This window comes from Dietzia cercidiphylli (assembly GCF_039531545.1).
Lineage (GTDB): Bacteria > Actinomycetota > Actinomycetes > Mycobacteriales > Mycobacteriaceae > Dietzia > Dietzia natronolimnaea.
Genome location: NZ_BAAAQG010000003.1, coordinates 1 through 24,582 on the forward strand (window position 1 = coordinate 1; position 24,582 = coordinate 24,582).

Below are 24,582 nucleotides of genomic sequence, written 5' to 3' on the forward strand. Positions count from 1 at the left end.
GTGAGCACCACCTGCTGCAACGCCAGCACCGCCAACGCGCCAGCGGCGAGGACTTCCAAACCGTCTACCGCCAGCACCGACCGATGGTGGAACGCTCGATCGCCTGGCTGACCCGAGGCGCTCGCCGCGTGCCGTACCGCGGGGTCGACAAGAACAACAACTGGCTCCACCACCGCGTTGCCGCCCTGAACCTGCGCCGACTGCTCTCGATGGGCCTGACCCACCAGAACGGAACCTGGGCCCTGGCCTGACCAGCCCGCCCGGGCGAGGACTCCCGCCCCGGCAGACCGCACACACGACCCGCGCGGTCCCTGTCACCGAAGCCAGAACCCCGGATCCCCGCACCTCGCGACACGGCCAGACGGCACCCAACTGACACAGGCGCACCGCCCCCACCGCCAGGATCACATCTTCTTCAGCAGGCTCCTAGGCTGGCCGGCATGAATGCCACGCCACAGATTCAGCTGACCCGCGCTCGCGTCGCGGCGATGATCGACCACACGCTGCTCTCCCCGGACGCCTCCCGCGAGGACGTGCAGGCCTGTGTGGACGAGGCCCGCGCTCTCGGGGTCAAGGCGGTGTGCGTGAGCCCGGCGATGCTCCCGGTGCGGGCGGAGGGCCTGACGGTGGCGACCGTGGCCGGCTTCCCCTCCGGAAAACACCACGCGCTGGTCAAGGCCATGGAGGGGCGGCTGGCGGTGGATCAGGGCGCCGTCGAGGTGGACATGGTGATCGACGTGGGTGCGGCGATCGCCGGTCTGGTGGACGAGGTGATGGCCGACGTGCTGACGATGCGCGACGCCGTGCCCCCGCCCACCGTGATCAAGGTGATCCTGGAGACCGCCGCGATCCACCGGGCGCTGGGCGAGGAGGCGGGTGACCAGCGGGTCGAGGAGCTGTGCCACGCCGTCGCGCGCGCGGGGGCGGACATGGTCAAGACCTCCACCGGCTTCCACCCCGCCGGCGGGGCCAGCGTTCGTGCGGTCGCCGCCATGCACCGAGCGGTGGGCGGGCAACTCGGTATCAAGGCCTCGGGTGGGATCCGCGACGCCGACACCGCCCGGGCCATGATCGCCGCGGGCGCCACCCGGCTTGGTCTGAGCGGCAGCCGCGCGGTGCTGGAGGGCTTCCCGGAGAGCTGACCCGTCCCGCCGCTCCGGGCCGGACCTCAGTCGGTGGTGAGCACCATCTTGCCGGTGGTCCGGCCTGTCTCGCCCCGTCGATGCGCCTCCGCGGCCTGCTCGAGGGGGAAGACCTCGGAGACGGTGGCCCGCAGTGCGCCCTGTTCCACGAGATCGGTGACGGAGACCAGGTCGTGCCGCGAGGAGTCGACGAGCATCCGGATCGCGCGGACGCCCAGGTCGTCGGCCTCGCGGAAGAAGTCGTCCGACCCCACCGGCAGGATCGACACCACGATGCCGCCGGGCCGGAGGGTTCGCAGGGAGCGCAGTGACGTCTCGCCGCCGATGGTGTCGAGCACCACGTCGATGTCGCCGACCGCCTCGGCGACGTCCACCTCGCGGTAGTCGATCGCCTCGTCGGCCCCGAGCTCGCGCAGGAAGTCGTGCTTCCCGGTGCTGGCGGTGCCGATCACGTAGGCGCCCCGGGCCTTGGCGATCTGGACGGCCACGTGACCCACCCCGCCGGCGGCGGCATGGATGAGCACGCGCTGACCGGGCCGGACGTCGGCGTACTCCACGAGCGCCTGCCAGGCCGTCAGCGAGACCAGCGGCAGGGCGGCGGCCTGCACGTGGTCGAGGGAGGCGGGCTTGGGGGCGAACCAACTCGCGGGCGCGGCCACGTAATCGGCGTGGGCGCCGTGCCCGAACGGGTAGGAGAGCATGCCGAACACCTCGTCGCCGGGGGCGAACCGGGCCACACCGATGCCGACCGCCTCGACGACCCCGGACAGGTCCCAGCCGAGCACGAACGGCGGCTTCCCGAGGAACCCGCCGTTCCCGCGGTGCTTCCAGTCGGTGGGGTTGACGCTGGCGGCCCTCACACGCACCAGGACCTCGTTGGTCCGCGGCTCGGGGCGGGGGTGCTCGGCGACGACGAGGACGTCCGGTTCGCCGAGGGAGTGCTGGGTCACGACACGCATGGTGGCTTGATCGGTCATGCCCCCAGGGTGGCAGAACGTGCGGACCGCCGCCCGGCTCGACCTCACGGTGGGGCGGCCCGGACTAGCGATCCCGCGGAAGCCGGTGCAGTTCGACCTCGCCCACCAGGCCGCCGGCGAGGGTGGCGGTCATGTACGTGCAGTACGGCTGCCGGCGGCGGTCGGTGGGGGACCCCGGGTTGAGCAATCGCAGGCCGCGGGCTCCTGCACACTGACCGGGCGCAGTGGTGTCCCACGGGATGTGCGAGTGACCGAACACCAGGACGTCGGTGTCCGGGTAGGCCTCGTGCATGCGCCTGTCCCGGCCCGCCGACGGCCCGGTCTCGTGCACCACCGCCAACCGCACCCCTTCGAGGGTCGCGCGCGCCACCTCGGGCAGCCGATCGCGCAGTTCAGGGCCGTCGTTGTTGCCCCAGCACGCGACCAACCGGGTGGACCGTTCCTCCATTGCGTCGAGAAGTGCCACGTCCATCCAATCACCGGCGTGGACCACCACGTCCGCGCCGTCGACCTCGTCCCATATCCGGGGCGGGAGATCGCGGGCGCGCGTCGGGACGTGGGTGTCGGCGATGATCAGCAGGCGCATGGGTTCAGTGTGCCGTGCGACCGGCAGTCGACTACCGGGTCGACTCCAGCACGACGTCGCGTCCGCTGAGGTCGACGACCATGCCGCCCGGGACCACGCGGACCCCGGTCAGCTGGACGCCCTCGGGGAGTTCGGCGAGAGCGGAGTCCATCATCGAGACGGTGCCGCCGAGCAGTTCGGGCGGCAGTGCGAAACCGAGGATCGACGCCTGGGACGGATCCATCTCCAGGTTTCCGCCGATCAACCGGGGGGTCACGATCGCCTCGGCGAGGCCGCTGATGGAGACACGGAGCGTTCCCGAGGCCGGGTCCGAGACGATCTCCTGCACCTGGATCAGACCGCCGAGCATGCTGTCGCCGGCGGAGTCCTGCTGTGCGGCGGTGGACATGGCCTGGTCGGAGACGAAGGCGGTCCCGGTCAGCGAGTCCACGTAGGTGAGGTCGTCGGCCGAGCTGACCCCTTCGGCGGTGATGTCGATCGCGGGGGCGGGGCCGCCTCCGCCCTCCGCGGGGCTGCCGTCGGTGGTGATGCGGACGGTGCCCAGGTCACCGCCGAAGTACGACAGGATCACCGGGCGCGCGCCCAACTCCACCTGCGCCGGGCTGCCGAGGGAGGCCGTGACCTCCTCCTGGATCCGGTTCTCGACCGCGTTGCGGGTGCCGAACTCGAGCCCCACCACCCCGGCGACCAGGCCCACCACGGCGATCGCGGCGATCAGGGCGATCATCGGGCCGCGACGCCTCCCGCCGGTGTCGCGGCGGTCAGACGAGTCACCTGCCGGTGCGGCGGCGAACTGCTGGGTCTCGGCGTGCTGGACGCCGGGTCGGTCGTGGGCGGGGAGTCGCTGGGTGTCGTGCCGCGGGTGCATTCCGCCAATTGTCGCCGATGCCGGCCCGGATCGCAGAACCCGAGGTCAACGCCGTGTCGGCACGGGGTCGGCACGGGGTCGGCACGGGGCCGATGCGGAACCGACGCGGGGCCGACCCGGGGCCGACGCGGTGTCAGCGGGCGGCGGTCCAGCGGTTGAGGTGTTGCGTCTCGGCGTCGAAGAACCGGGTCAGGTGGGACACGACCAGCTTCTCCAGCTTGCCGCCCAGCAGCGGGACGGAGACCTTGACCTGGCCCGTCGCGGACTCCACCACCACGCCGCCCTGCGAGACGGCCTCCGAGCCTCCGTCGATGACCCCCAGCCCGCCGGCGGCCTCCGCGCGGGCGGAGCTCGAGAACCGCTCGCCGTCGAAGTCGGCGTAGGTGGTGGTCCGCACGATGATCAACCGGCCGGGCAGGACCTTGCGGGCCACGTCCGGGATGTCCTCGTCCGGGATGTGCTGGGTCAGCGTCACCGTGGTGGAGTCCCCGGTGGTCACGAACTCGTCGAGGCTGTCGTGGGGGCTGCCGATGGCGGCCATGCGGTCGTGCCAGAAGGCCTCGTCGCCGTACGAGGTGAACACGGTCTCGAGGTGGGCGTCGATGTGGGCCGAGTGGGAGAAGCGGGTCGCCATGGGGTCAAACCCTACAAGGGGGCGGTTACTCTCGGACGCGTGCTCCCGCCCTCCTCCGATCGCCGCACCGCTGACCACGCCGACGACGTGATCCGCGGGTTGTCCGCCGTGGCCGGTCTCCGCGTGGTCCCCGATCCCCGCCTGGCCGATCTCACCACCCTGCGCATCGGTGGTCGCCCCCGCGCGCTGCTGGAGTGCGAGACGGCCCACGCGGTCACGGTCGCGGTCGGGGCCCTCGATGCCGCCGGCGTTCCGGTCCTCGTGCTGGGCGGCGGGTCGAACCTGGTGGTCGCCGGCGGCGACCTCGACATGGTGGTGGTGGCCGTCCGCAACCGCGAGATCGGCTACCGCGAGGCGGGCGGCACCGGCGACGCGGACACCGGTGGCGCCGACGAGGCGGACGCGGGCGGCACCGGAGGGATCATCGTCCGGGCCGGCGCAGGCCTGACCTGGGACGACCTGGTGGCCGACACCGTCGGTCGCGGGTACGGCGGCCTCGAGTGCCTGTCCGGTATCCCCGGCTCGGTGGGCGCGACCCCGGTCCAGAACGTGGGCGCCTACGGCGTCGAGGTGGCCCAGGTGCTGCACCGAGTGCGCTGGTACGACCGGGCCGCCGGGACAGACGAGTGGGTCGAGCCCGCCGCCCTCGGGCTGGCCTACCGCACCTCGGTGCTCAAGAATACGGGGACCGCCGTGGTCCTGGAGGTGGAGTTCCGGCTGGATCCCGCTGGCCGCAGCGAGCCGATCCGCTACGCCGAACTCGCCGGCCGCCTGGGCGTCGCGACGGGGGAGCGGGCCGACCCTGCCGTGGTGCGCCGCACCGTGCTCGAGCTGCGCCGCGGGAAGGGGATGGTGCTCGACGACGACGACGCCGACACCTGGAGCGCCGGGTCCTTCTTCACCAACCCGGTGGTACCCGAGGACCGACTCCCCGCCGTGCGGTCCCGGGTCACGGAGCGGCTGGGGGCCGAGCAGGCCGAGCAGATGCCCGCGTTCGCGGCGGCGGGAGGGGTCAAACTCTCCGCGGGCTGGCTGATCGAGCGGGCCGGGTTCGGCAAGGGGCACCCGTCGTCGTCGTCGCCCGCCCGCCTGTCCACCAAGCACACGCTCGCGCTGACCAACAGGGGCTCGGCCACCGCCGACGACGTGATCGCGCTGGCGCGCGAGGTGCGCGACGGCGTCTTCGAGGCGTTCGGCGTGGAGTTGCACCCCGAGCCGGTGTGGGTGGGCTGCAGCATCTGACGCTGTCGGGCGACCTCGCGCGGGCACGAACCCGCTGCTCCCGCCGCCGCTGAGCACCCCGGCCCCCACCGCTCCCGCTGACCCTGGCACGCTGGGGGACGGCCTTCTAGTCTTGACCCGGCCTGTTCCGCCCCACCCCGCGCGCCCGCTCCGGCGCCACCGTCCCATCTGGAGATTCGCCCGTGGACCTCTTCGCGTATCCGGTGTCGCTCGTCATGAAGTTCTGGCACTGGGTGCTGAGCTTCGTCGTGGACCCCGGTTCCGGAGTGGCCTGGGTGGGGTCCGTGCTGTTGCTGGTGGTGACAGTGCGGTTGCTGCTCATGCGGTCGATGTACCGGCAGCAGTACTCCATGCGCAAGATGGCGCAGATCGCTCCCAAGATGAAGGAGCTGCAGAACAAGTACAAGGACCGCAAGACCCCCGAGGACCGCCAGGAGCAGGCCAAGGAGATGCAGGCCCTGTACGCGGATGCCGGGGTCAATCCCGCCGCCGGGTGTCTGCCGCTGCTCGTGCAGATCCCGGTGTTCCTGGGTCTGTACTACGTGCTTCTCAACTTCTCGCCGCGTGGGGTGTCGATCGAAGAGGCCTCGACCATGACCAACGGGGCATTCGGCCCCGATCAGGTCGCCTCCTTCCTCAACGCCGAGATCTTCGGGGTCCCGCTGGCCTCGTACATCCGGATGCCGCAGGACGTCATGGACTCCCTGCACCCCGGGCTCGTGCGCGAGGACATCCTCATGCTGGCCGTGCCGTTGTTCGTGCTGGCCGGCATCGCCACCTTCATCAACATGTGGAACTCGTTCCGCCGGCAGAAGGCGGCCAAGGCGGCCGAGCAGGACGCGATCGCGCAGGTCGACGCCGAGGAGAAGGCGGGCGGCCCGGTCGTCGACGGGGAGGTGCTCGAGGTCGACGGCGAGAAGCCCGCAGCCCCCGCGCCCGCCACCACCGGCGCCGCTGCGGGAGCCGGTGCGGCGGGCTCGGCAGCTGCGGGCAAGCCGCAGGACTTCCAGTCGATCGCCGAGTCCATGACCGAGTCGATGAACCAGTCGATGAAGATCATGATGTACCTGTTCCCCTTCTTCCCGATCGTGGGCGCGTACTTCTTCAACTTCCCCATCGCGATCGGTATCTACTGGCTCACCAACAACATCTGGACCGCGGTGCAGTCGCACTTCTTCATGGAGAAGCTCGAGAAGGAGCTGCCGATGACCAGCCGCGAAGGCCTCCCGCCCAGCGCGTTCATGTGACGCGCCCGCCCGCCGCAGGCACGGCGTTCTGGTCGTGCCTACTGCGGTGAATCGGCGGAATCGCCGCAGTAGCCTCGACCAGACGGGACCTCGCGTGCTCTCGTGCCTCGCGTGCAGCCCTTGCCCGCGGTGGCCCCCCGGCGTACTGTGCACAGCGGAAGTCGGCAGGCGCACGGCGTGACCGCGGGGAGACCTGCGGGCGCGAGGGGCGCCAGCCGAGAACTCGACACGAGGAGCCACAGCACAGTGCTCGACCCCAGGTGAGACCCGGCCCACCCGCCACCTCCCTGGAGCACTCATGTCTTCCCTCGTCCTGTCGGACGTCGCCTACGCGTTCCCCGACGACACCACACTCTTCACCGGGCTCGACCTCACGGTGCGCCCCGGTCTGACCTCACTGGTCGGCCGCAACGGCGCCGGCAAGTCCACGCTGCTGCGCGTGATCGCCGGGGAGCTGCCGCTGTCCGCCGGGTCGATCTCCGTCGACGGCGAGCCCGCCCGCCCGCCCGCGGTCGCATACCTGCCGCAGCTGCTCGTCGACGCCTCGCCCGGCCGCACCCTCGCCGACGAACTCGGGATAGGCCCGCAGCTCGCGGCGCTGCATCGGATCGAGGCGGGAGAGGGCGACGACGACGACTTCGCCCGCATCGGTGATGACTGGTCCGTCGCCGAACGGACCCTCGCGCTGCTCGACCAGCTGGGCCTGCCCGCCGAGTTGACCAGACCCGTGGGCGAGTTGTCCGGCGGGGAGCGCACGCTCGCGGCGGTGGCGGGTCGACTCCTGGGGCAGCCGAAGGTGCTGCTTCTCGACGAGCCGACCACCAACCTCGACCGACCGGCCCGGGCCAGGTTGTTCGCGGCGCTCGAGGGGTTCGTCTCCGCAGGGCGGCGGATCGCTGTGGCGGTGAGCCACGACCTGGAACTGCTCGAACGGGCCGATGCCACGGTGGAGCTGCGGTCCGGACGATGTCGACTCTTCGGGGGGCCGTACTCGCTGTACCGGGAGGTCGTCGACTTCGAGCAGTCGGCCGCGGTGCAGTCGCTGGCGGACGCCCGCAACGAGCTGCGCGCGGAGAAGCGGGACAGGGTCGACGGGATGGAGAAGGCGAGCCGCCGACTCGCGCAGGGGCGTCGGGTGCAGGCCGCCGGCGGGATGCCCAAGATCCTCATGAACGCACGTCGCAGGTCCGCCCAGGAATCCGCGGGCAGACTACGCGCGGTCCACGAGCAGGGAGTCGAGCAGGCGCGCGCGCGGATGCAGGACGCCGACGCCGCCGTCCGCCGAGAGGAGGTGTTGCGGATCCCGATGCCCGACCCGGGGCTGCCGGCCGGGCGGAGCGTGATTGACACCCTCGATCCGGTCGCCGGTCGCATCCACCTGACCGGGCCTGCGCGGATACGGCTCGCCGGCCCCAACGGCAGCGGCAAGACCACGCTGCTCCGGCGCCTGTTCGGTGACGGGTCCGCCGGAGCTGGTGACGACGAGGCGGCGCACGTGCCCTGGGCTCTGCTGCCGCAGGATCTGCGGGTCGAGCATCCCGACAGGTCGGTGGTGGACGCGATCCGGGCGGTGCGCCCTGAGGCCGATCCCGAGCAGGTCCACGCCCACGCCGCGCGGATGTTGTTCACGGGGGACGCCGGGTTCCGCCGCCTCGCCGAGCTCTCCGGTGGCGAACGTCTGCGCGCGGCGTTGGCGGCGAGGTTGTTCGCGCGGCCGGTTCCGCAGTTGCTGATCCTGGACGAGCCCACCAACAACCTCGACCTCGCCGGCGTGGAGGTGCTCGCCGACGCTCTCGCGCGGTGGCGCGGGGCCCTGGTCCTGGTGAGCCACGACGACGGCTTCTGTGCCCGGGTGGGGGTGGACGACGTGATCCGGCTCGGCTGACCCGCTCCATTTCCCCTGATCACAGACCACGAAGGGACTCACCCATGCGCAAGCTCATCTACTACATCGCCGTCACCGCCGACGGGTTCATCGCGGACCCCGACGGACGGACGGACTTCTTTCCGCTCGAGGGCGACCACATGGCCTGGCTCGTCGAGCACTATCCGGAGACGATCCCCGGTCACATCCGCGGCGCGATCGGGCTCGCGGGGACCGCCCCATGGGTGTTCGACACGGTTCTGCTGGGCCGGTCCACCCATCAAGTCGCTGTCGACGAGGGGCTGGCCAGCGGCTACCCGCACCTGCGCCAGTACGTGGTGACCCATCGGCCGGGTGATCTGCCGGCGGAGACGGGCCTCACTGCGTCGGACGAGGACCCCGTGACACTGGTCCGACGACTCAAGGCGGAGAGCTCCCCGCTCGACATCTGGCTCTGCGGTGGCGGGGAGCTGGCAGCGGCGTTGGCGGACGAGATCGACGAGTTCCGGCTCAAGGTCAACCCGGTGGTGATCGGCCGGGGGCGACCGCTGATCGCCGGGTCCACCGGTGCGCGGTCCCTGGTCACGCACCGGCGGATCGGGTTCGACAGCGGGGTGAGCTACGTGGAGTACAGCTGCGCCTGACCCGCCCGCGCCCGTACAGGCCCCGCCAACACCAGCCCCGCCCGTACCGGCCGAGCCCGCTCGCCGGATCCGGGATGTCCGGTCAGACGGCGCCGCCGGCCACCGCGGGCGGGGTGCCGGTGTTGGTGGAGGTGTCGGTCTCGCGTGCGAGGTATTCCTCGATGCGGAACCAGTCGTTGTCCGCGCGCTCGGCGATCGCCACCAGGGTGCTCATGTTGGCGACCTCCTCGACCTGCTCACGCAGGAACCACAGCATGAACTGCTCACCCAGCGGGTCGGACTCGGCGCGGGCCGCCTGGAACATCGACTCGATCTGACGGGTGACCTGCTTCTCCTGCTCGAGCGCGTGGCGCAGGGCGGCGACGGGGCCGTCGAACTCGGCCTGCGGGCCGGGCACGGCCGGGATGGTCACCGGGATGTCGCGGTCGAGCATGTACTGGACCATCATCATGGCGTGGTTCCGCTCGCCGAGGCTGTGCTGGTAGAAGCGCCCGGCGAGCTGGGGCAGGTCCTTGGCGTCGGCCCACACTGCGATCGCGATGTACTGCTGGCTCGCGGCGAACTCGTGACCGACCTGCGCGGACAGGAGTTCGGTGAACGACGACGACTTCTTGGCCATGATCATGGCACCCTTCCTCTCGGGGGACCTCGACGGGCGTCGAGGTTCGCCCGGGGCATGTTGCGCCCCAGGGGTCCCACAGTAGGGCCGGCAACCGCGTTTTACCAGGTCAGTAAGCCTAACCGAACATCGGTAAGCCTGGCCTTGTCGGCGGGACCTGCCAACGGGGTCCCGCGCCACCGCGCCACCGCGCCACCGCGGGACCGTACCGCTCAGCGCCTGTGGGCCCGCATGGCCGAGTGCTGGTCCCGCGGCTTGACCACGATCTGGTCCAGGTTGACGTGCGACGGCCGGCTCGCCACGAACCCCACGATCTCGGCGATGTCGCGTGCGACCATGGGGGTCAATCCCTGGTAGACGGCGCCGGCCTTGTCGTCGTCGCCGTCGAACCGCACGAGCGAGAACTCGGTCTCCACCATGCCGGGCGCGATCTCGGTGAACCGCACGGGTTGGCCCAGGTGCTCCCCGCGCAGCGTCCGGTGCAGCACGGCCTGCGCGTGCTTGGCGGTGGTGTAGCCGCTGCCCTTGTCGTAGGACTCCAGCGCGGCGATCGAGGTGATGGTCACCACCAGGCCGTCGCCGGTCTCCACGAGCACCGGCATGAGGCCGCGCACGAGCCGAAGAGTGCCCAGGACGTTGGTCTCCCACATCCACCGCCACTGCTCCTCGTCGGCGTCCATGACGGTGGTCGTGCCCTTGGCGCCGCCGGCGTTGTTGACCAGCACGTGGAGCCGGGGGACGGCCGCGCAGAACGCCTCACACGAGGCGGGATCGGTCACGTCCAGGGGCATGGCGGTGCCGCCGATCTCGTCCGCGAGCGCCTGCAGCCGGTCGAGTCGCCGGGCGCCGACGACCACGTGGAACCCCAGCCCGGCCAGTTCGCGCGCGGTGGCCTCACCGATCCCGGAAGAGGCGCCGGTCACCACCGCGATGCGGGTGTCGGCGGGGAGGGCGGCCAGGCGCGCGCGTGCGGCGGGGTGATCGAAGCTCATGTCCCAGAGACTAGGTGCTCGACGACGACGAGTTCAGCGACCCCGTCCGGTGATCATCCCCACCAGCCCGCGCACCGTGCCGAGGGCCATGTCGGACTTGGAGAAGTAGTCCTGCCAGCCGCAGACGAGGCCGTCGCGGACCTCGAGGCGTCCGCAGACCCAGAAACCGCAGCGGAATCGCCCGAGTCCCAGGTAGTCGGTGCGTTCGGTGAGCACGATGGCGGGGGAGCCTGGGGTGGTCGGGTCCGCCGGTGCGCCCACGGCGAGGTGGTGGATCTCCGCGTCGAAGTCCACGGTGGCGCCCATGGCCGACAGCGCCTTGACCACGTCGCGCTTACCCCGGATGGTGGGGAGCCCGATGTTGGCCCACCACACGTCGTCGGCCAGCAGGTCGGCGGCGGCGGGGACGTTGCCCGAGACGAGGGCGTCGAAGAAGGTGCGGACCACGACGTCGGAGTCGATCTGGGTGGTGGTGGTTGCCATTGGACCACGGTAGCCGCCCCGGTCCGGCTTGTGTGGCCGGAACGCTCGGCCCCGGCCGACTCATGTGCGGCTGGCACGATGAGTCCCATGAACTCTGCACCCACACCCGCCGTCTCGTCCGCCGTCTCCTCCGACGGCACCGTCATCGCCTACCGCGTCCTCGGCGACCCCGCCGCCCGCCCGCTGGTGCTGGTCCACGGCTGGGCCCAGTCGAGCGCCTGCTGGGGGCCGGACCTGCTCGACGCGCTGGCCGCGCGGTTCCGGGTGGTGGCGGTGGATCTGCGCGGCCACGGCCACTCCGGCGTCGCGGAGGCGGGATACGACTCGTCGCAGCAGTGGGCCGACGATCTCGAGGCGGTGCTCGACGCCGCGGGGATCGGTGAGGGCGGAGTCGCCGAGGCCGGAGTCGGCGGGGATGGAACCGGCGCCGGGGCGATCCTGCTCGGCTGGTCCTACGGCGGGATCGTGGCCTCCGACTACCTGGCCTCGCGCGGGGAGGGACGGGTCGCCGGCCTGGTGCTGTGCGGCGCGGTCACGGCCGTCTCCCGCTCGGCCGGCGGTGCGGTCGGACCGGCCATGATGGCGGTCGCCGACGGGGGGTTCGAGGAGGACCCGGGTACCGCGATCGCCACCCTGGCGGGCTTCGGCACCGCCATGATGCGCTCCGGCGACGGCGTGAGCCGCCAACGGATCTTCGGGCTGTCCCTGGCCACGCCCCCCGCCGTGCGACGGAAGCTGCTCACTCGGCGGGTGGACCACGACGACACCCTGCGCGGCCTGACCGTCCCCGCGTTGGTCATCCACGGCGAGCACGACGGGGTGGTGCTGCCCTCGGCCGGCCAGGCCAACGCCGAGATGATCCCGGGCGCGCGGTACGTGGGCTTCGCCGACTCGGCACACGCGCCCTTCCTCGAGGAGATGCCGCGGTTCCTGTCCGAACTCCACGCCTTCGCCGACACGCTGTAGCGGCGGATCCGCGTCGCGGCGACGGGCGGGTCGCCCCGCGCCGGAGTGCGCCTCGTCGTCGTCGCGGGCACAATCGGTGGGGTGACCGTCTCCGATCTCCGCACCGGCGCCGAGGCCCCCCTCCCGCGGCGCATCGCCGTCCTGTCGTTCCACACCTCGCCGCTGGCCCAGCCGGGCACGGGCGACGCGGGCGGGCTCAACGTGTATGTGCTGCAGACCGCTCGTCGGCTGGCCCGGCGGGGGGTGGAGGTCGAGGTGTTCACCCGCGCCACCCACTCCTCGCAGCCCCCGGTCGAGCAGGCCGGCGACGGCGTCCTGGTGCGCAACATCGTGGCCGGGCCGTTCGAGGGGCTGCGCAAGGAGGACCTGCCCACGCAGCTGTGCCCGTTCGTCGCCGGCGTGATGCGGGCCGAGGCCGGTCACGCGCCCGGGCACTACGACCTCATCCACTCCCACTACTGGCTGTCGGGGCAGGCCGGCCTGGTGGCCTCCGAGCACTGGGGCGTGCCGCTGGTGCACACCGCCCACACACTGGCCGAGGTGAAGAACGCGGTCCTGGCCGAGGGCGATACCCCGGAGCCGGAGTCCCGGCGCATCGGGGAGCAGCAGATCGTGGACTCCGCGCACCGGCTGGTGGTCAACACCACCGGCGAGCGCGACGAGCTCGTGGGCTACTACGACGCCGACCCCGCCCACATCGACGTGGTGCCCCCGGGCGCCGATCTCGAGCAGTACACCCCCGGCACGCAGCGCGGCACCGAGCGGGCCCGCCGCGCGTTGGGGCTCTCGCAGCGGTCCGAGGTGATCGCGTTCGTCGGCCGGATCCAGCCGCTCAAGGCCCCCGACGTGATCGTGCGCGCGCTGGCCGAGATCGTGCGGGAGCAGCCGCACCGCGACGTGCGACTGATGGTCGTGGGCGGGCCCAGCGGGTCCGGGCTGGAGCGTCCCCATTCGCTCATGGACCTCGCCGAGGAGCTGGGCGTGGCCGACCGGCTGAGCTTCCTCGCACCGCGGCCGCCGTCGGAGCTGGTGGACGTCTACCGCGCGGCCGACGTCGTGGCCGTGCCGTCGTACTCCGAGTCGTTCGGGCTCGTGGCCCTCGAGGCCCAGGCGTGCGGCACGCCCGTGGTGGCGGCGGCGGTGGGCGGCCTGCCCACCGCGGTGGACCACGGTCGCACCGGGATCACCGTGGACGGGCACGATCCGCGGGTGTGGGCGGAGACGTTGGTGGGACTGCTCGACGACGACGAGCGCCGCCTGTCGATGTCGCGGGCCGCCCCGGTCCACGCCTCGGCGTTCTCCTGGGATTCCACGGCCGACGGACTGCTCGCCTCGTACGCGGGCACGATGGCGGCCTACCGAGCCCGGCGGGCGGAGGCCGCCGCGTCCTGATCGCCCGCGGCAGCGGCGCGGCGCGCGAGCCCGGCCCGCAGCGGAGCGGCGCGCGAGCCCGGCCCGCGAACCCGGCCCCGTCCGAACAAGCCCCCGTGACGAATCGCTCACGAGTCCGGCCGTCGAACCGAAGGAGTCACCATGATCGACCCCACCGAGAACAAGCGCATGGACGACGACGGCGGGTCCGCGCCGCGCGGTGCCGACGACGTCGACCGCCCCACCCTCGAGTTGATCCGACGCTTCCTGGTGGAGCGGGACATCGAGTCGACGTTGGCCGACGGCCGCGTCTTCGTGGTCCAGCTGCCGGGGGAGAAGCGGCTCAAGACCGCCTGCCATCTGACGGTGAACCGGGAGAGCGTGCGGATCGAGGCGTTCGTCTGCCGCAAGCCCGACGAGGACTTCGAGAGGGTCTACAAGTACCTGCTGCGGCGCAACCGTCGACTGTACCAGGTGGCGTACACGCTGGACAACAACGGCGACATCTACCTGGTGGGCCGGATGCCGCTGGTCGCGGTGACCGAGGAGGAGCTCGACCGCGTGTTGGGCCAGGTGCTCGAGGCGGCGGATCACGACTTCAACATCCTGCTCGAGACCGGTTTCCACACCTCGATCCGCCGCGAGTGGGAGTGGCGCGTCTCGCGCGGTGAGCCGCTGCGCAACCTGGATGCGTTCCGCCACCTCACCGAGGACCTGCCCCAGCCGGGGCACGAGTAACCCGCGAGCCCTCGGCGCCCGCCCCCGGCGCCCGCCCCCCGGCGACCGCCCCGGCGACCGCCTCTCCGTCGAGAAGAGCGTTCCGCTCACCCTCTTCTCGGCCGATGTGTGCGGGACGCTCTTCTCGACGGTGTGGGGCGTCGACGGTGTGGGGCGTCGCGGGTGCGGGCGTCGCGGCTCCCGTCAGAGCTGCTCGGCGACCTTCTTGCGCAGGACCTTGCCCATCGGGTTGGTGGGCAGCTCGCCCAGCGCCACGAATTCCCGGGGGACCTTGTACCCGGCGAGTGAGGCCTTGCAGTGGGCGCGCAGGGCCGGGGCGTCGAGCTCGGTGTCCGGTTCGAGCACGACCGCGGCCACGACCTGCTCGCCCCCGTCCGGTCCGCGCCGTCCCACCACCGCGCAGTCGGCCACGCCCGGGGCCGTGCGCAGGACCGCCTCGACCTCGGACGGGTAGACGTTGAACCCGCCGGTGACGATCATCTCCTTGATCCGGTCCACCACGTGCAGGAAGCCGTCGGGGTCCTGCACCACCACGTCGCCGGTGCGGATCCAGCCGTCGTGGAAGGTCTCGGCGGTCGCCTTCTCGTTGCGCCAGTAGCCCGGGAACACCTGCGGCCCCTTGACCAACAGTTCACCGGGCTCGCCAGCCGGTGCGTCGACCGAGGGGTCGTCCTTGTCCGCGACACGGATGTCGGTGTCCGGGAAGGGGACGCCGATGCTGCCGGCCCGCCTCGCCGTCGACATGGGGTTGCCCACCGTGATGGGCGAGGTCTCGGTCATCCCGTACCCCTCCACGAGCAGGCCCCCGGTCGCGGCCTCCCACCTCTCGATGAGCTCGTCGGGCAGGCTCATGGCGCCGGACAGCGAGTGCCGGATGCCGTGCAGCGGGATGCCCCGCCTGCCGGCCTCCTCGAGGATCTTGGAGTAGATCGGGGGGACGGCCGGGATGAAGGTGGGCAGGTCCTTGGCCAGGATCGGCATGATGAGGTCCATCTCGGGCGCGGGCACGAGCTGCAGCCGGGCACCCACCGCGATCCCGATCACCACGCAGAGCGTCACCCCGTAGGCGTGGAACATCGGCAGCGAGGCCAGGAACCGCTCGCGCCCCAGCTCGAGCTCGGGCACCCAGGCCTCGCCCATCTTGGCGTTGGCCACGAGGTTGGCGTGCGAGAGCGTGGCGCCCTTGGGCGTGCCGGTGGTGCCGGAGGTGTACAGGATCAGCGCGAGGTCGTCGGCCTTCGGGCGGGGATACGAGAAGTCCAGCTCCGGCCCGGTCTCCAGCTCGCGCCAGTCCAGCGTCCCGGGAGCGGGCGCGGAGAGCTTGGCCCGCGAGGCGCGGAGCGACGGGACGGGCAGGAGCTTCAGCGCCAGGCGCTTGGCCGCGGGGAGCTCGTCGAGCAGGTCGACGGCGACGATGTGCTCGATCTCCGTGCCGGGGCGGTCGGCCAGCTCGCGCACCATCCCGGCGACGACGTTCCAGGTCACCACCACCCTCGCGCCGTGGTCGGCGAACGGGCCCTCGAGCTCGTCGGCGGTGTAGAGCGGGTTGTGCTCGACCACGATCGCGCCGATCCGCAGCGCGGCGTAGAACACGACGATCCCCTGCGGACAGTTGGGCAGCAGGACCGCGACCCGGTCCCCGCGCCCCACCCCGAGGCGACGCAGTCCCTCGGCAGCGTGGCGGACCCGGCTGCCGATCTCGGAGTAGGGGGTCAGTCGGCCGAAGAACTCGGTCGCGGGCCGGTCGGCGTAGGTGCGCACGGCGTCGTCGAACTGGTCGATGAGCGTGGTGGTGCCGTAGTCGAGGTTATGTGTGGTGCCCGGGGTGTAGTGGGCGGTCCACGGCCGGTCGGGTCGATCGGGGGTGTCTCCGGCGTGTGTGGTCATGTCTGCACCGTAGTCCTCGGGCGTCGGGTCATAATGGCCGTATGGCTTACGGAACCCTCGTCCTGCTGCGTCACGGTCAGTCCACGTGGAACGCCTCCAACCAGTTCACCGGATGGGTCGATGTGGACCTCACCGACCTCGGACGCGAGGAGGCGGTCCGCGGCGGCAGACTCCTCGCCGAGGAGGGCATCCTCCCGGACGTGCTGTACACCTCGCTGCTGCGTCGGGCCATCACCACGGCCAACATCGCGCTCGACGCCTGCGACCGGCACTGGATCCCCGTGGTGCGGCACTGGAAGCTCAACGAGCGGCACTACGGCAAGCTCCAGGGCCTCAACAAGGCGGAGATCAAGGACGAGTTCGGCGACGAGCAGTTCATGCTCTGGCGCCGGAGCTACGACACGCCGCCGCCGGCGATCGATGCGGACAACGAGTACTCGCAGTCGGCGGACCCCCGCTACGCGGACCTGCCGGAGGTGCCGCTGACCGAGTGCCTCAAGGACGTGGTGGACCGCTTCATCCCGTACTACGCGGCCGAGATCGCGCCGCAGCTGGCGGAGGGTAAGACGGTCATGGTGGCCGCGCACGGGAACTCGTTGCGCGCACTTGTCAAGCACCTCGACGGCATCTCCGACGAGGACATCGCGGGCCTGAACATCCCCACCGGCATCCCGCTGGTCTACCGCTTCGACGACTCCGGTCTGGTCTCCAACCCGGGGGGCACCTACCTCGACCCGGAGGCCGCGGCCGCGGGAGCCGCGGCCGTCGCCAGCCAGGGCGCCCAGAAGTAGGTGTCGCTCCGGTGAACACGCGGCGAACCCCCGTCCACCTGCGGACTTCCCGCAGATGGACGGGGGTTCTCCGTTGTGGTCGCCGATTCGCCGCACCGTAGTATCTGCCTCGTGCAGGTCAGTCTCGGGATCGCCCTCGCGATCATCGCCGCAGTGGTCGGCTTTGTCGTCGGCGGGTTCGTCGTCCCCCGGCTCAACGCCCGCCGTGAGCTCCGGCTCGCCGAACAGCAGGGTCCGAGCCGGTTGGAGGTCCTGCGGGCGGTGTACCACCAGGCGCCGTACGCGCTCGCCGTGGTGGACCGACACCAGGACGTGGTGCTCTACAACCGTCGCGCCGCGGAGCTGGGCATCGTGGACGACCGGCTCCTGGTGGACCCGGTGTGGCGCGCGGCCGAGATCACCTTCGCCGGCGGCGAGCCCTCGGCGTTCGACCTGCCCGCCAAGGTCATCACGGGGCGCCGCCGGATCCCGTCGGTGAGCGGCCGCAGCGAGATCCTCGGCGGACACCTCGGTCAGTTCGCGGTGGTGTTCGCCGACGACGACTCCGAGCAGCGGCGCATGGAGGCCGCCCGGCGCGACTTCGTGGCCAACGTCTCCCACGAGCTCAAGACACCGGTGGGGGCCATGGCCGTGTTGGCCGAGGCGCTGCTGGAGTCCAAGGACGACCCGGAGTCGGTCGAGTACTTCGGCGGCCGCGTGGTGAGCGAGGCCCACAGGCTGGGCAAGATGGTCTCCGAGCTCATCGAGCTGTCCCGGCTCCAGGGCGCCGAGCGGATCCGCGATCCCGAGCCGGTGGACGTGGACGCCGTGGTGGACGAGGCCATGCGCAGGTCGGCGTCCGCGGCGGAGGCGGCCGGGATCGAGCTGATCACCGACGCGCCCTCCGGGCTCGAGATCTCGGGCGACTGGACACTGCTGGTCACCGCGTTGACCAACCTCATCTCCAACGCCGTCAACTACTCGCCGGAGCGCACCCCGGTCTCGATCACGCGGGCGCTCGACGGGGACACCGTGATGCTGCGGGTCACCGACCGGGGGATCGGCATCGCGCCCGAGCACCAGACCCGCGTGTTCGAACGGTTCTTCCGCGTGGACAAGGCCCGGTCCCGGGCCACCGGCGGGACCGGGCTGGGGTTGGCGATCGTCAAGCACGTCGCCCAGAACCACAACGGCGGCGTCAGCATCTGGAGCAGGCCCGGGACCGGGTCCACGTTCACACTCGAACTCCCGGCCCATGTGGAGCCGGGTGGCGAGGGGGCCCCGCCCCCCGCCGAGCACGACCAACAAGGAGAGGACCAGGTGCCGTGACCAGGGTGCTGATCGTAGAGGACGAGGCTTCGCTCGCGGATCCGTTGGCGTTTCTCCTGCGCAAGGAGGGCTTCGAGGTCACCATCGCCGGCGACGGCCCGACCGCGCTGGAGAGCTTCGACGCGGAGGGCGCGGACATCGTGTTGCTGGACCTCATGCTCCCGGGCATGTCCGGAACCGACGTGTGCAAGCGCCTGCGGGTGACCTCGAGCGTCCCGGTCATCATGGTGACCGCGCGGGACAGCGAGATCGACAAGGTGGTCGGGCTGGAGTTGGGGGCCGACGACTACGTGACCAAGCCCTACTCGGCCCGCGAACTCATCGCCCGCATCCGGGCCGTGCTCAGGCGCGGCGCGGACACGGAGGGAGACCAGCCGGACGACATCGGTGTCCTGGAGTCGGGCCCGGTGCGCCTGGACATCGAGCGGCACACGGTGACCGTCCGCGGGTCGGTGGTGACCCTCCCGCTCAAGGAGTTCGACCTGCTCGAGTACCTGCTGCGCAACTCGGGCCGGGTGCTCACCCGCGGTCAGCTGATCGACCGCGTCTGGGGGTCGGACTACGTGGGGGACACCAAGACTCTGGACGTCCACGTCAAGCGGCTGCGCTCGAAGATCGAGCAGGACCCGGGCAAGCCGGTCCACCTGGTGACGGTCCGGGGCCTGGGCTACAAGTTCGAGGGCTGACCGGCTCGTCCGGTCCAGATCGGGATTTGACCGGCTCGTCCGGTCCGGAATGGGAGTGGTCGACTAGGAAGTCGCCCGCTCCGTCGCGGGGTGCACGGCGACGATCCCCAGCTGGCGGCGGCGCCGGCACGCCGCGGCCAGCACCTCGTAGCAGTCGGCCCCCAGCAACTCCACCAGCTCGTCGCGCAGCGAGACGAACACCGGGTCGGCCCCGACGTGCGCCTCGGGCGATCCGGTGCAGTACCAGTCGAGGTCCAGCCCGCCGGGGCCCCAGCCGCGGCGGTCGTACTCGCCGATACGGGTGTGGAGGACCTCCACCTCGTCGGGCCGGGCCTCCCACTCCTGCGTGCGGCGGATGGGCAGTTGCCAGCACACGTCCGGCTTCGACTCGGGCAGGGTCCGCCCCGTCCTCAGGGCCATGTGGTGCAGGGCGCAGCCCGAGCCGGCCGGGAAGCCGACGTCGTTGAAGAACACGCATCGCCCGCCGTGGCGCCTCGTCCGCAGGGCGGGCTCGGGCTCGCCGTCGTCCCCGGTGAGCTCGTCCTCTTCCAGCCACGGCTCGAGATCGCCGCCCTCGGCCTCCGCGGCCTCCAGCGCGGCCCCACGGTGCTGCCAGTCCTCGGGTCCCAGGAGTTCGACGTTCACGGTCAGTCGCGCGCGGTCGTCGTCGTCACACAGGAACGCCCCGTGCGTACAACAGCCGGAGTCGGGCTGGTCGGCCTCGATGCCGTGGCAGGCCGGGGTGCCGAACACGCAGGTCCACGAGGACAGCAGCCAGGTCATGTCCGCGGAGACGAGGTGCTGGTCGTTCGCGGGGTCCGGGAAGCTGTACCACTCGCGGGGGAAGTCGAGGGGGACTTCCGCGGCGGGCGCGCCCGGGGTGCTGGTGCGTTCGGTGGCGGTCACAACCTGCGACCGTAGACCGTTTAGGGTGGGCGTGTGAGATTAGGTGTCCTGGACGTCGGGAGCAACACGGTCCATTTCGTGGTGGTCGACGCCCATCGCGGCGGGCACCCCACGCCCATGAACGACTCCAAGACCCGTCTGCGGCTGATCGAGTACCTCGATGAGGACGACAACATCTCGAAGACCGGCATCGCCCGGCTGATCGACGCGGTCAACGAGGCCGCCGATCTGGCCAAGGCCACCAAGTGCCGCGAGGTCATGGCCCTGGCGACCTCGGCGGTGCGCGACGCCGCCAATTCGGACGCGGTGCTCGAAAAGGTCGAGAAGGAGACCGGGATCGCGTTGCGCGTGCTCTCCGGCGAGGACGAGGCGCGGATGACCTTCCTGGCCGCCCGCCGGTGGTTCGGCTGGAGCGCCGGTCGGATCGTCAACCTCGACATCGGTGGTGGCTCGCTCGAACTCACGAGCGGCGAGGACGAGCTGCCCGAGCACGCCTTCAGCCTGCCCCTGGGCGCCGGCCGGTTGACGCACGACTGGTTCAAGACCGACCCGCCCGAACGCAAGCGCATCAACCAGTTGCGTGATTTCATCGACGCCGAGCTGGAGGGCCCTGCCCGGGACCTGCGGGCGGCCGGCACCCCCGACCTGGCCTGTGCCACCTCCAAGACGTTCCGCACGCTGGCGCGGCTCACCGGCGCGGCGCCGTCGTCGGAGGGGCCGCGGGTGGAGCGGATCCTCACCGCGTCGGGTCTGCGGCAGGTGATCGCCTTTATCTCTCGCATGACGGCCGCCGACAGGGCAGAGTTGGAGGGCATCAGCTCTGACCGGTCCCATCAGGTGGTCGCGGGAGCGCTGGTGGCGGAGGCGTCGATGAGGGCTCTGGGGTTGGAAAGTGTGAAAATCTGCCCGTGGGCTCTGCGGGAGGGGCTCATTCTGCAGCGTCTCGACCGGGACGCGGGCGGCGACGGAAAGGGGAGCTGAGATGGCCGAGGATCAGGACGGTCAGCAGATCACCGTGGCGGAGCTGCTCAAGCGCATGGGCGCCGAGCAGTCGGACGCGGCCGCACCCAAGGGGCGCCGGCACCGGCGGGCCGACGAGGGCGGCAGCGGCGTGAGCGTCTCCGAGCTCACCGGCGAGATCCCGCGGATCACCGATGACACCGAGCTCAGCAGCCGCGCCGCGCGCCGCCGGGCCCGCGAGGCCGAGGAGACGGCCGCCGGGGCGGGGGAGAAGACCCCCGAGACGACGACGACGACGAGCTCGTCCTCCTCCCCGGAGGTGCGGCGACCCGGGTCGGCGGATCGAGCCGCGACTCCGGGCGCGGACGCGACGGCCGGGCCCGCGAGCGCTCCCACCGCCGGGAGCGGGGCTGCCCGGACGCCGGGGCGGCGACGGGCGCCGGAGACGGATGACTCAGGTGAGGGTCGTGCGCAGGCCGCGGAGGCGCCCGGGAGGCGCAGGGCGCAGACGCCCGCCGCGTCGACCCCGCCGCAGGCACCGGCTCAGCCGGGGTCACAGGCTCAGCCGCGGTCGCAGGCGGGCCCCACCGCGCCCTCGCAGACCGCGCCGCAGCCCCGGACTCCGCAGACGCAGACGCCGCCGCCGGCGTCCCAGCAGGCTCCTCAGCAGCAGACCCCGCCGCCGGCCGACCACGATTCGTCCGCCGACTCCGGCAGGAAGGGCGGCCTACGCGGACTGCTCGGCCGCAAGCGCAGGGACAAGGATTCGGACCGGGCGCAGTCCGGGGCTCCCGGTGTCCGGCCGGGCCCGGCGGGGCGTTCGGAGACCACGCCCGGCGTCGCCGCCGGCGCCGCGGCAGGTGTCGCCGGCGCCGCCGCTGCCGGAGTGGCCGCGTCGAGGAGCGAGGCGGACGCGGCCCGGTCGGCCACGCCGCAGGCCGACGGTCGCCCGTCGGAACCGTCGGCGGACCGTCCCACCCCGACCGTGCCGGTGAAGAAGGCCGACGCGCCGACCGCCTCCATGCCGACCGCCTCCGCACCGTCCGCGGCCCCGGCTCCCACGTCGGCAGCGCGGCCCACCGCCGCGGCGACGCCCACAGGCGCATCGACCTCGGCGACGGAGCAGGAGACGGCTGAGCAGAAGACGGCTGAGCAGTGGGGTGTCCCGTCGGGCAGTGGCTCGACCGCACACAAGGCCCCCGACGCTCCGACCGGGGACTCCGCCACCGGGGACTCCGCCACCGGGGGAGCCGCCGCGGGCGCTGCCACCACTGGTGCAGCCGCCGCGGGCGCAGCGGCCGCCGGCGCGGCACGGGCCGACCACGCCACGACTGCGCAGGCGACCCCCGCGCACACCGGCCCGGCGCAGGCGACCCCGGCCCAGGGTGCAGCCGACCAGGCCGCCCCTGCCCACCACCGGGCGACCTCCCGGCCCGGGGCGTCGACCGACCTCGATCCTGATCACGCCCCGGGCGACGCCGAGCCGGCCGTGCGCTCGTCCACGACGGAATGGCTGGTCCTCGTGGCCCAGGTGCTCGCCTCGGGCGTCGCGGGCGCAGCGCTCTTCATCGGCTTCCAGCTGCTGTGGCGCGACCTGCCGTGGGTGGCCATGGCCCTGGCGCTCGTGGTGATCGTCGGACTGGTCGCCATGGTCCGCGTCCTGCGCAGGTCGAACGACATGGTCAGCATCGCCCTCGCGGTGATCGTCGGCCTGGGCGTGACCTGCGGGCCACTGTTGCTCAGAGTGGTCACCTGACCGGCCCACACGACCCGTCACCACTCCGCCCGCACCCCTCACGGTGCGGGCGGAGTCGTCTGCGCACCCGCCCGCCGAACCCCGTGCGGCCGTCGGCCGCGTCGACGCCGGCCGCACGAGCGGTGTGGGGCTGATCCCGCGGGACGAGCCGTGCAGGACCACCGGGGGTGTGTGGCACTGTTGAGGGCATGACGAGAATCGCAGTGGTCGGTGGCGGACGCATCGGCGAGGCCCTCATCGCAGGACTCCGGAAATCGGGGACGGAGCCCTCGGACATCGTGGTGATCGAGGCCGTCGAATCCCGCGCCGCCGAACTGGCCAAGAAGTACTGCATCCTCTCCACCAGCCTGGACATCGGCTGCGAGGGCGCGGATGTGATCGTGGTGGCCGTCAAGCCCGGCGACGTCCCCGCTGTGGTCGACCGGATCGGCGACGCGATCTCCGACAGCGTCCACGAGTCGATCGTGGTGTCGCTGGCGGCCGGCGTGCCCACGTCGGTGCTGGAGAACAAGCTCAGTGCCGGATCCCCCGTCGTGCGGGTGATGCCCAACACGGCGATGCTCGTGGGGCAGGGCGTCTCGGCGGCGTGCAAGGGCCGCTATGCGCGCGACGAGCACCTGGAGCAGGTGGTCCGGATCATGGAGAGCGTCGGCGCCGTCGTCGTCGTCGAGGAGTCCAAGATGGACGCCGTGACGGCCGTGTCCGGCTCGGGCCCCGCCTACTTCTTCCTCCTGGCCGAGGCCATGGTGGACTCGGCGGTCGAACAGGGCCTGCCCCGTGACGTCGCGCTGCGGCTCGCGGCCGGAACCGCGATGGGTGCCGGCGCCATGCTCACCGCCGGCGGTGACGGTCCCGCCGACCTGCGCGCGGCGGTCTGCTCGCCGGGCGGCACCACGGCGGCGGCGATCCGGCGACTCGAGGCCGGGGGCTTCCGGTCCGCGGTGGCGGACGCCGTGGAGGCGTCGGCCACCAGGTCGATGGAACTGGCCCGTGCAGCGCAGAAGGCCGAGGACGACGAGCGGGACGACTGACCCGCCTCCGGGCATCGCCCGCTGCGCTCCACGCGCCCCACACGTCCCGCCAGGTGAGAGAACGGCCACCTGGCGGGACGTCGCATTTAGCACAAGCCCTGTTCAGGGTGGGTCAGGCCGCGGTCGGGCGGCGTGTCGTCAAAGTTATTTGCCCACTCCCGTCGCATTGATCACACCCTTCACGCTAGGCTCATACCCAGCACGTGCGTGTCCGTACCGCAGGAGGGGAAGCCTGCGGCACGACGCGTGCCACGAAGGGTTGTGAGATGGCGACTACCGACAAGACCGAAGGCGGCGCACAGGCGGCGGGGGGTTCCCAGTTCCTGACCGTTGCCGAGGTCGCAGCGCTCATGCGCGTGTCCAAGATGACGGTCTACCGGCTCGTCCACTCGGGCGAGCTGCCCGCGGTGCGGGTGGGGCGGTCGTTCCGCGTGCATTCCAAGGCGGTCCACGAGTACCTGGACACGTCGTACTTCTCCGCCGGCTGACCCGCTCCGGGTCGGCCCCCGGGCCCGTTTTCGTCGCGGCCCCACCTGCGGGTAGTCTGGACGGGTTCCGTACCGGCTTCCGAGCCCGCTTAGATGCCGGAACGCAGTAAGCCCGCTGTAAGGCCCCAGACCAGTAGTCGACAGGTAGGTGACCCCCGATATGGGTTCTGTGATCAAGAAGCGCCGCAAGCGTATGTCCAAGAAGAAGCACCGCAAGATGCTCCGCCGGACGCGCGTGCAGCGTCGCAAGCTCGGTAAGTGAGTCCGGCGGCGCCTCGATAGCGCCCGGACTCACGCCCGTAGCAGATGCCCGTCACCCGCAAGTGGTGGCGGGCATCGGTGTGTCGCGGGGTGTGTGTAGCAGCACGTCCGGGGTACGCGGACCGGGCGACGGAC

26 protein-coding genes are annotated in these 24,582 nt (G+C 71.8%); 17 read left to right on the plus strand and 9 right to left on the minus strand.

Translation table 11 applies throughout. The features are described 5' to 3' along the window. Together ABD250_RS01635 and deoC are read left to right on the plus strand one after the other, a co-directional pair. Nucleotides 1-251: transposase (locus ABD250_RS01635; RefSeq protein ID WP_344390181.1), on the plus strand; the 251-nt coding region annotated here is incomplete at its 5' end. Nucleotides 252-440: 189 nt separating this feature from the next. After that, nucleotides 441-1,142: a deoxyribose-phosphate aldolase gene (deoC, locus tag ABD250_RS01640; RefSeq protein WP_182658917.1), complete on the plus strand. Its 702-nt coding sequence runs from the start codon at nucleotides 441-443 to the stop codon at nucleotides 1,140-1,142. 26 nt (nucleotides 1,143-1,168) lie between these two features. Here deoC and ABD250_RS01645 read toward each other — a convergent pair whose 3' ends face one another. The 4 genes from ABD250_RS01645 to ABD250_RS01660 all read right to left on the minus strand — a co-directional run bounded on the left by ABD250_RS01645 (nucleotide 1,169) and on the right by ABD250_RS01660 (nucleotide 4,207). Beyond that, a complete protein-coding gene (locus ABD250_RS01645; RefSeq protein ID WP_182658915.1) occupies nucleotides 1,169-2,119 on the minus strand; it encodes an NADP-dependent oxidoreductase in 951 nt (316 codons plus the stop codon). A 64-nt stretch (nucleotides 2,120-2,183) separates the two neighbouring features. Further along, nucleotides 2,184-2,705, minus strand: a complete 522-nt coding sequence (locus ABD250_RS01650; protein WP_182616924.1) for a metallophosphoesterase family protein — start codon at nucleotides 2,703-2,705, stop codon at nucleotides 2,184-2,186. A 31-nt stretch (nucleotides 2,706-2,736) separates the two neighbouring features. Further along, the gene (locus ABD250_RS01655; protein WP_182658913.1) at nucleotides 2,737-3,573 is read right to left on the minus strand and encodes an LmeA family phospholipid-binding protein; all 837 of its coding nucleotides are present in this window, start codon (nucleotides 3,571-3,573) and stop codon (nucleotides 2,737-2,739) included. Between the two features lie 133 nt (nucleotides 3,574-3,706). Beyond that, nucleotides 3,707-4,207, minus strand: coding sequence for a DUF2505 domain-containing protein (locus ABD250_RS01660; RefSeq protein ID WP_182658911.1), 501 nt, complete (start codon nucleotides 4,205-4,207; stop codon nucleotides 3,707-3,709). Nucleotides 4,208-4,246: 39 nt separating this feature from the next. On the opposite strand from ABD250_RS01660, the gene ABD250_RS01665 reads away from it, so the two are divergent. The 4 genes from ABD250_RS01665 (at nucleotide 4,247) to ABD250_RS01680 (ending at nucleotide 9,204) form a co-directional block, all read left to right on the plus strand. Then, nucleotides 4,247-5,449: a UDP-N-acetylmuramate dehydrogenase gene (locus ABD250_RS01665; protein ID WP_425551852.1), complete on the plus strand. Its 1,203-nt coding sequence runs from the start codon at nucleotides 4,247-4,249 to the stop codon at nucleotides 5,447-5,449. Nucleotides 5,450-5,631: 182 nt separating this feature from the next. Further along, nucleotides 5,632-6,696, plus strand: a complete 1,065-nt coding sequence (gene yidC, locus ABD250_RS01670; protein WP_259847153.1) for a membrane protein insertase YidC — start codon at nucleotides 5,632-5,634, stop codon at nucleotides 6,694-6,696. A 298-nt stretch (nucleotides 6,697-6,994) separates the two neighbouring features. Beyond that, entirely contained in the window at nucleotides 6,995-8,581 is a 1,587-nt protein-coding gene (locus ABD250_RS01675; RefSeq protein WP_182657626.1) for an ATP-binding cassette domain-containing protein, read from the plus strand. Nucleotides 8,582-8,625: 44 nt separating this feature from the next. Then, on the plus strand, nucleotides 8,626-9,204 hold the full coding sequence (locus ABD250_RS01680) for a dihydrofolate reductase family protein (protein ID WP_182657628.1): 579 nt from the start codon (nucleotides 8,626-8,628) through the stop codon (nucleotides 9,202-9,204). An 82-nt stretch (nucleotides 9,205-9,286) separates the two neighbouring features. On the opposite strand, the gene ABD250_RS01685 is transcribed toward ABD250_RS01680, so the two are convergent. The 3 genes from ABD250_RS01685 to ABD250_RS01695 form a co-directional block, all read right to left on the minus strand. After that, the gene (locus ABD250_RS01685; RefSeq protein WP_422110508.1) at nucleotides 9,287-9,829 is read right to left on the minus strand and encodes a ferritin; all 543 of its coding nucleotides are present in this window, start codon (nucleotides 9,827-9,829) and stop codon (nucleotides 9,287-9,289) included. Between the two features lie 206 nt (nucleotides 9,830-10,035). Continuing rightward, nucleotides 10,036-10,815 (minus strand): SDR family NAD(P)-dependent oxidoreductase, encoded by a 780-nt coding sequence (locus tag ABD250_RS01690; RefSeq protein ID WP_182657630.1) that lies wholly within the window; start codon nucleotides 10,813-10,815, stop codon nucleotides 10,036-10,038. A 33-nt stretch (nucleotides 10,816-10,848) separates the two neighbouring features. Continuing rightward, nucleotides 10,849-11,298, minus strand: a complete 450-nt coding sequence (locus tag ABD250_RS01695) for a limonene-1,2-epoxide hydrolase family protein (RefSeq protein ID WP_182657632.1) — start codon at nucleotides 11,296-11,298, stop codon at nucleotides 10,849-10,851. 78 nt (nucleotides 11,299-11,376) lie between these two features. Here ABD250_RS01695 and ABD250_RS01700 point away from each other — a divergent pair, with 78 nt between their 5' ends. The 3 genes from ABD250_RS01700 (at nucleotide 11,377) to ABD250_RS01710 (ending at nucleotide 14,373) form a co-directional block, all read left to right on the plus strand. Continuing rightward, entirely contained in the window at nucleotides 11,377-12,264 is an 888-nt protein-coding gene (locus tag ABD250_RS01700) for an alpha/beta fold hydrolase (protein ID WP_344390198.1), read from the plus strand. A gap of 81 nt (nucleotides 12,265-12,345) precedes the next feature. After that, nucleotides 12,346-13,656 carry a D-inositol-3-phosphate glycosyltransferase gene (gene mshA / locus ABD250_RS01705; RefSeq protein WP_344390200.1) on the plus strand — a complete coding sequence of 437 codons (1,311 nt, stop codon included), beginning with the start codon at nucleotides 12,346-12,348 and terminating at the stop codon, nucleotides 13,654-13,656. A gap of 168 nt (nucleotides 13,657-13,824) precedes the next feature. Continuing rightward, a complete protein-coding gene (locus ABD250_RS01710; protein ID WP_179525998.1) occupies nucleotides 13,825-14,373 on the plus strand; it encodes a type III secretion system chaperone family protein in 549 nt (182 codons plus the stop codon). 183 nt (nucleotides 14,374-14,556) lie between these two features. On the opposite strand, the gene ABD250_RS01715 is transcribed toward ABD250_RS01710, so the two are convergent. Beyond that, nucleotides 14,557-16,260, minus strand: a complete 1,704-nt coding sequence (locus tag ABD250_RS01715; RefSeq protein WP_182659039.1) for a long-chain-fatty-acid--CoA ligase — start codon at nucleotides 16,258-16,260, stop codon at nucleotides 14,557-14,559. A gap of 41 nt (nucleotides 16,261-16,301) precedes the next feature. Here ABD250_RS01715 and ABD250_RS01720 point away from each other — a divergent pair, with 41 nt between their 5' ends. The 3 genes from ABD250_RS01720 to ABD250_RS01730 all read left to right on the plus strand — a co-directional run bounded on the left by ABD250_RS01720 (nucleotide 16,302) and on the right by ABD250_RS01730 (nucleotide 19,045). Beyond that, complete coding sequence (locus ABD250_RS01720) at nucleotides 16,302-17,051, plus strand: phosphoglyceromutase (RefSeq protein WP_179523393.1); 750 nt, start codon at nucleotides 16,302-16,304, stop codon at nucleotides 17,049-17,051. A 111-nt stretch (nucleotides 17,052-17,162) separates the two neighbouring features. Beyond that, entirely contained in the window at nucleotides 17,163-18,359 is a 1,197-nt protein-coding gene (locus ABD250_RS01725; protein WP_179523392.1) for a sensor histidine kinase, read from the plus strand. Beyond that, the gene (locus ABD250_RS01730; RefSeq protein ID WP_179523391.1) at nucleotides 18,356-19,045 is read left to right on the plus strand and encodes a response regulator transcription factor; all 690 of its coding nucleotides are present in this window, start codon (nucleotides 18,356-18,358) and stop codon (nucleotides 19,043-19,045) included. Before ABD250_RS01725 ends, ABD250_RS01730 begins: the two co-directional genes overlap by 4 nt. A gap of 63 nt (nucleotides 19,046-19,108) precedes the next feature. Here the strand turns inward: ABD250_RS01730 and ABD250_RS01735 are convergent, their stop codons facing one another. After that, nucleotides 19,109-19,951, minus strand: coding sequence for a DUF3109 family protein (locus ABD250_RS01735; protein WP_182659040.1), 843 nt, complete (start codon nucleotides 19,949-19,951; stop codon nucleotides 19,109-19,111). 33 nt (nucleotides 19,952-19,984) lie between these two features. Between ABD250_RS01735 and ABD250_RS01740 the strand changes: the two genes are divergently transcribed. From ABD250_RS01740 to ABD250_RS01760, 5 genes are all read left to right on the plus strand, one after another. Then, nucleotides 19,985-20,932, plus strand: a complete 948-nt coding sequence (locus ABD250_RS01740) for a Ppx/GppA family phosphatase (protein WP_182610886.1) — start codon at nucleotides 19,985-19,987, stop codon at nucleotides 20,930-20,932. Nucleotide 20,933: 1 nt separating this feature from the next. Beyond that, a complete protein-coding gene (locus ABD250_RS01745; RefSeq protein WP_344390214.1) occupies nucleotides 20,934-22,667 on the plus strand; it encodes a hypothetical protein in 1,734 nt (577 codons plus the stop codon). Nucleotides 22,668-22,855: 188 nt separating this feature from the next. Then, nucleotides 22,856-23,698 (plus strand): pyrroline-5-carboxylate reductase, encoded by an 843-nt coding sequence (proC, locus tag ABD250_RS01750; protein WP_304814319.1) that lies wholly within the window; start codon nucleotides 22,856-22,858, stop codon nucleotides 23,696-23,698. A gap of 266 nt (nucleotides 23,699-23,964) precedes the next feature. Continuing rightward, a complete protein-coding gene (locus tag ABD250_RS01755; RefSeq protein ID WP_017837771.1) occupies nucleotides 23,965-24,186 on the plus strand; it encodes a helix-turn-helix domain-containing protein in 222 nt (73 codons plus the stop codon). 160 nt (nucleotides 24,187-24,346) lie between these two features. Next, nucleotides 24,347-24,448, plus strand: coding sequence for a 30S ribosomal protein bS22 (locus ABD250_RS01760; protein ID WP_003855542.1), 102 nt, complete (start codon nucleotides 24,347-24,349; stop codon nucleotides 24,446-24,448). Nucleotides 24,449-24,582 lie beyond the last annotated feature (134 nt).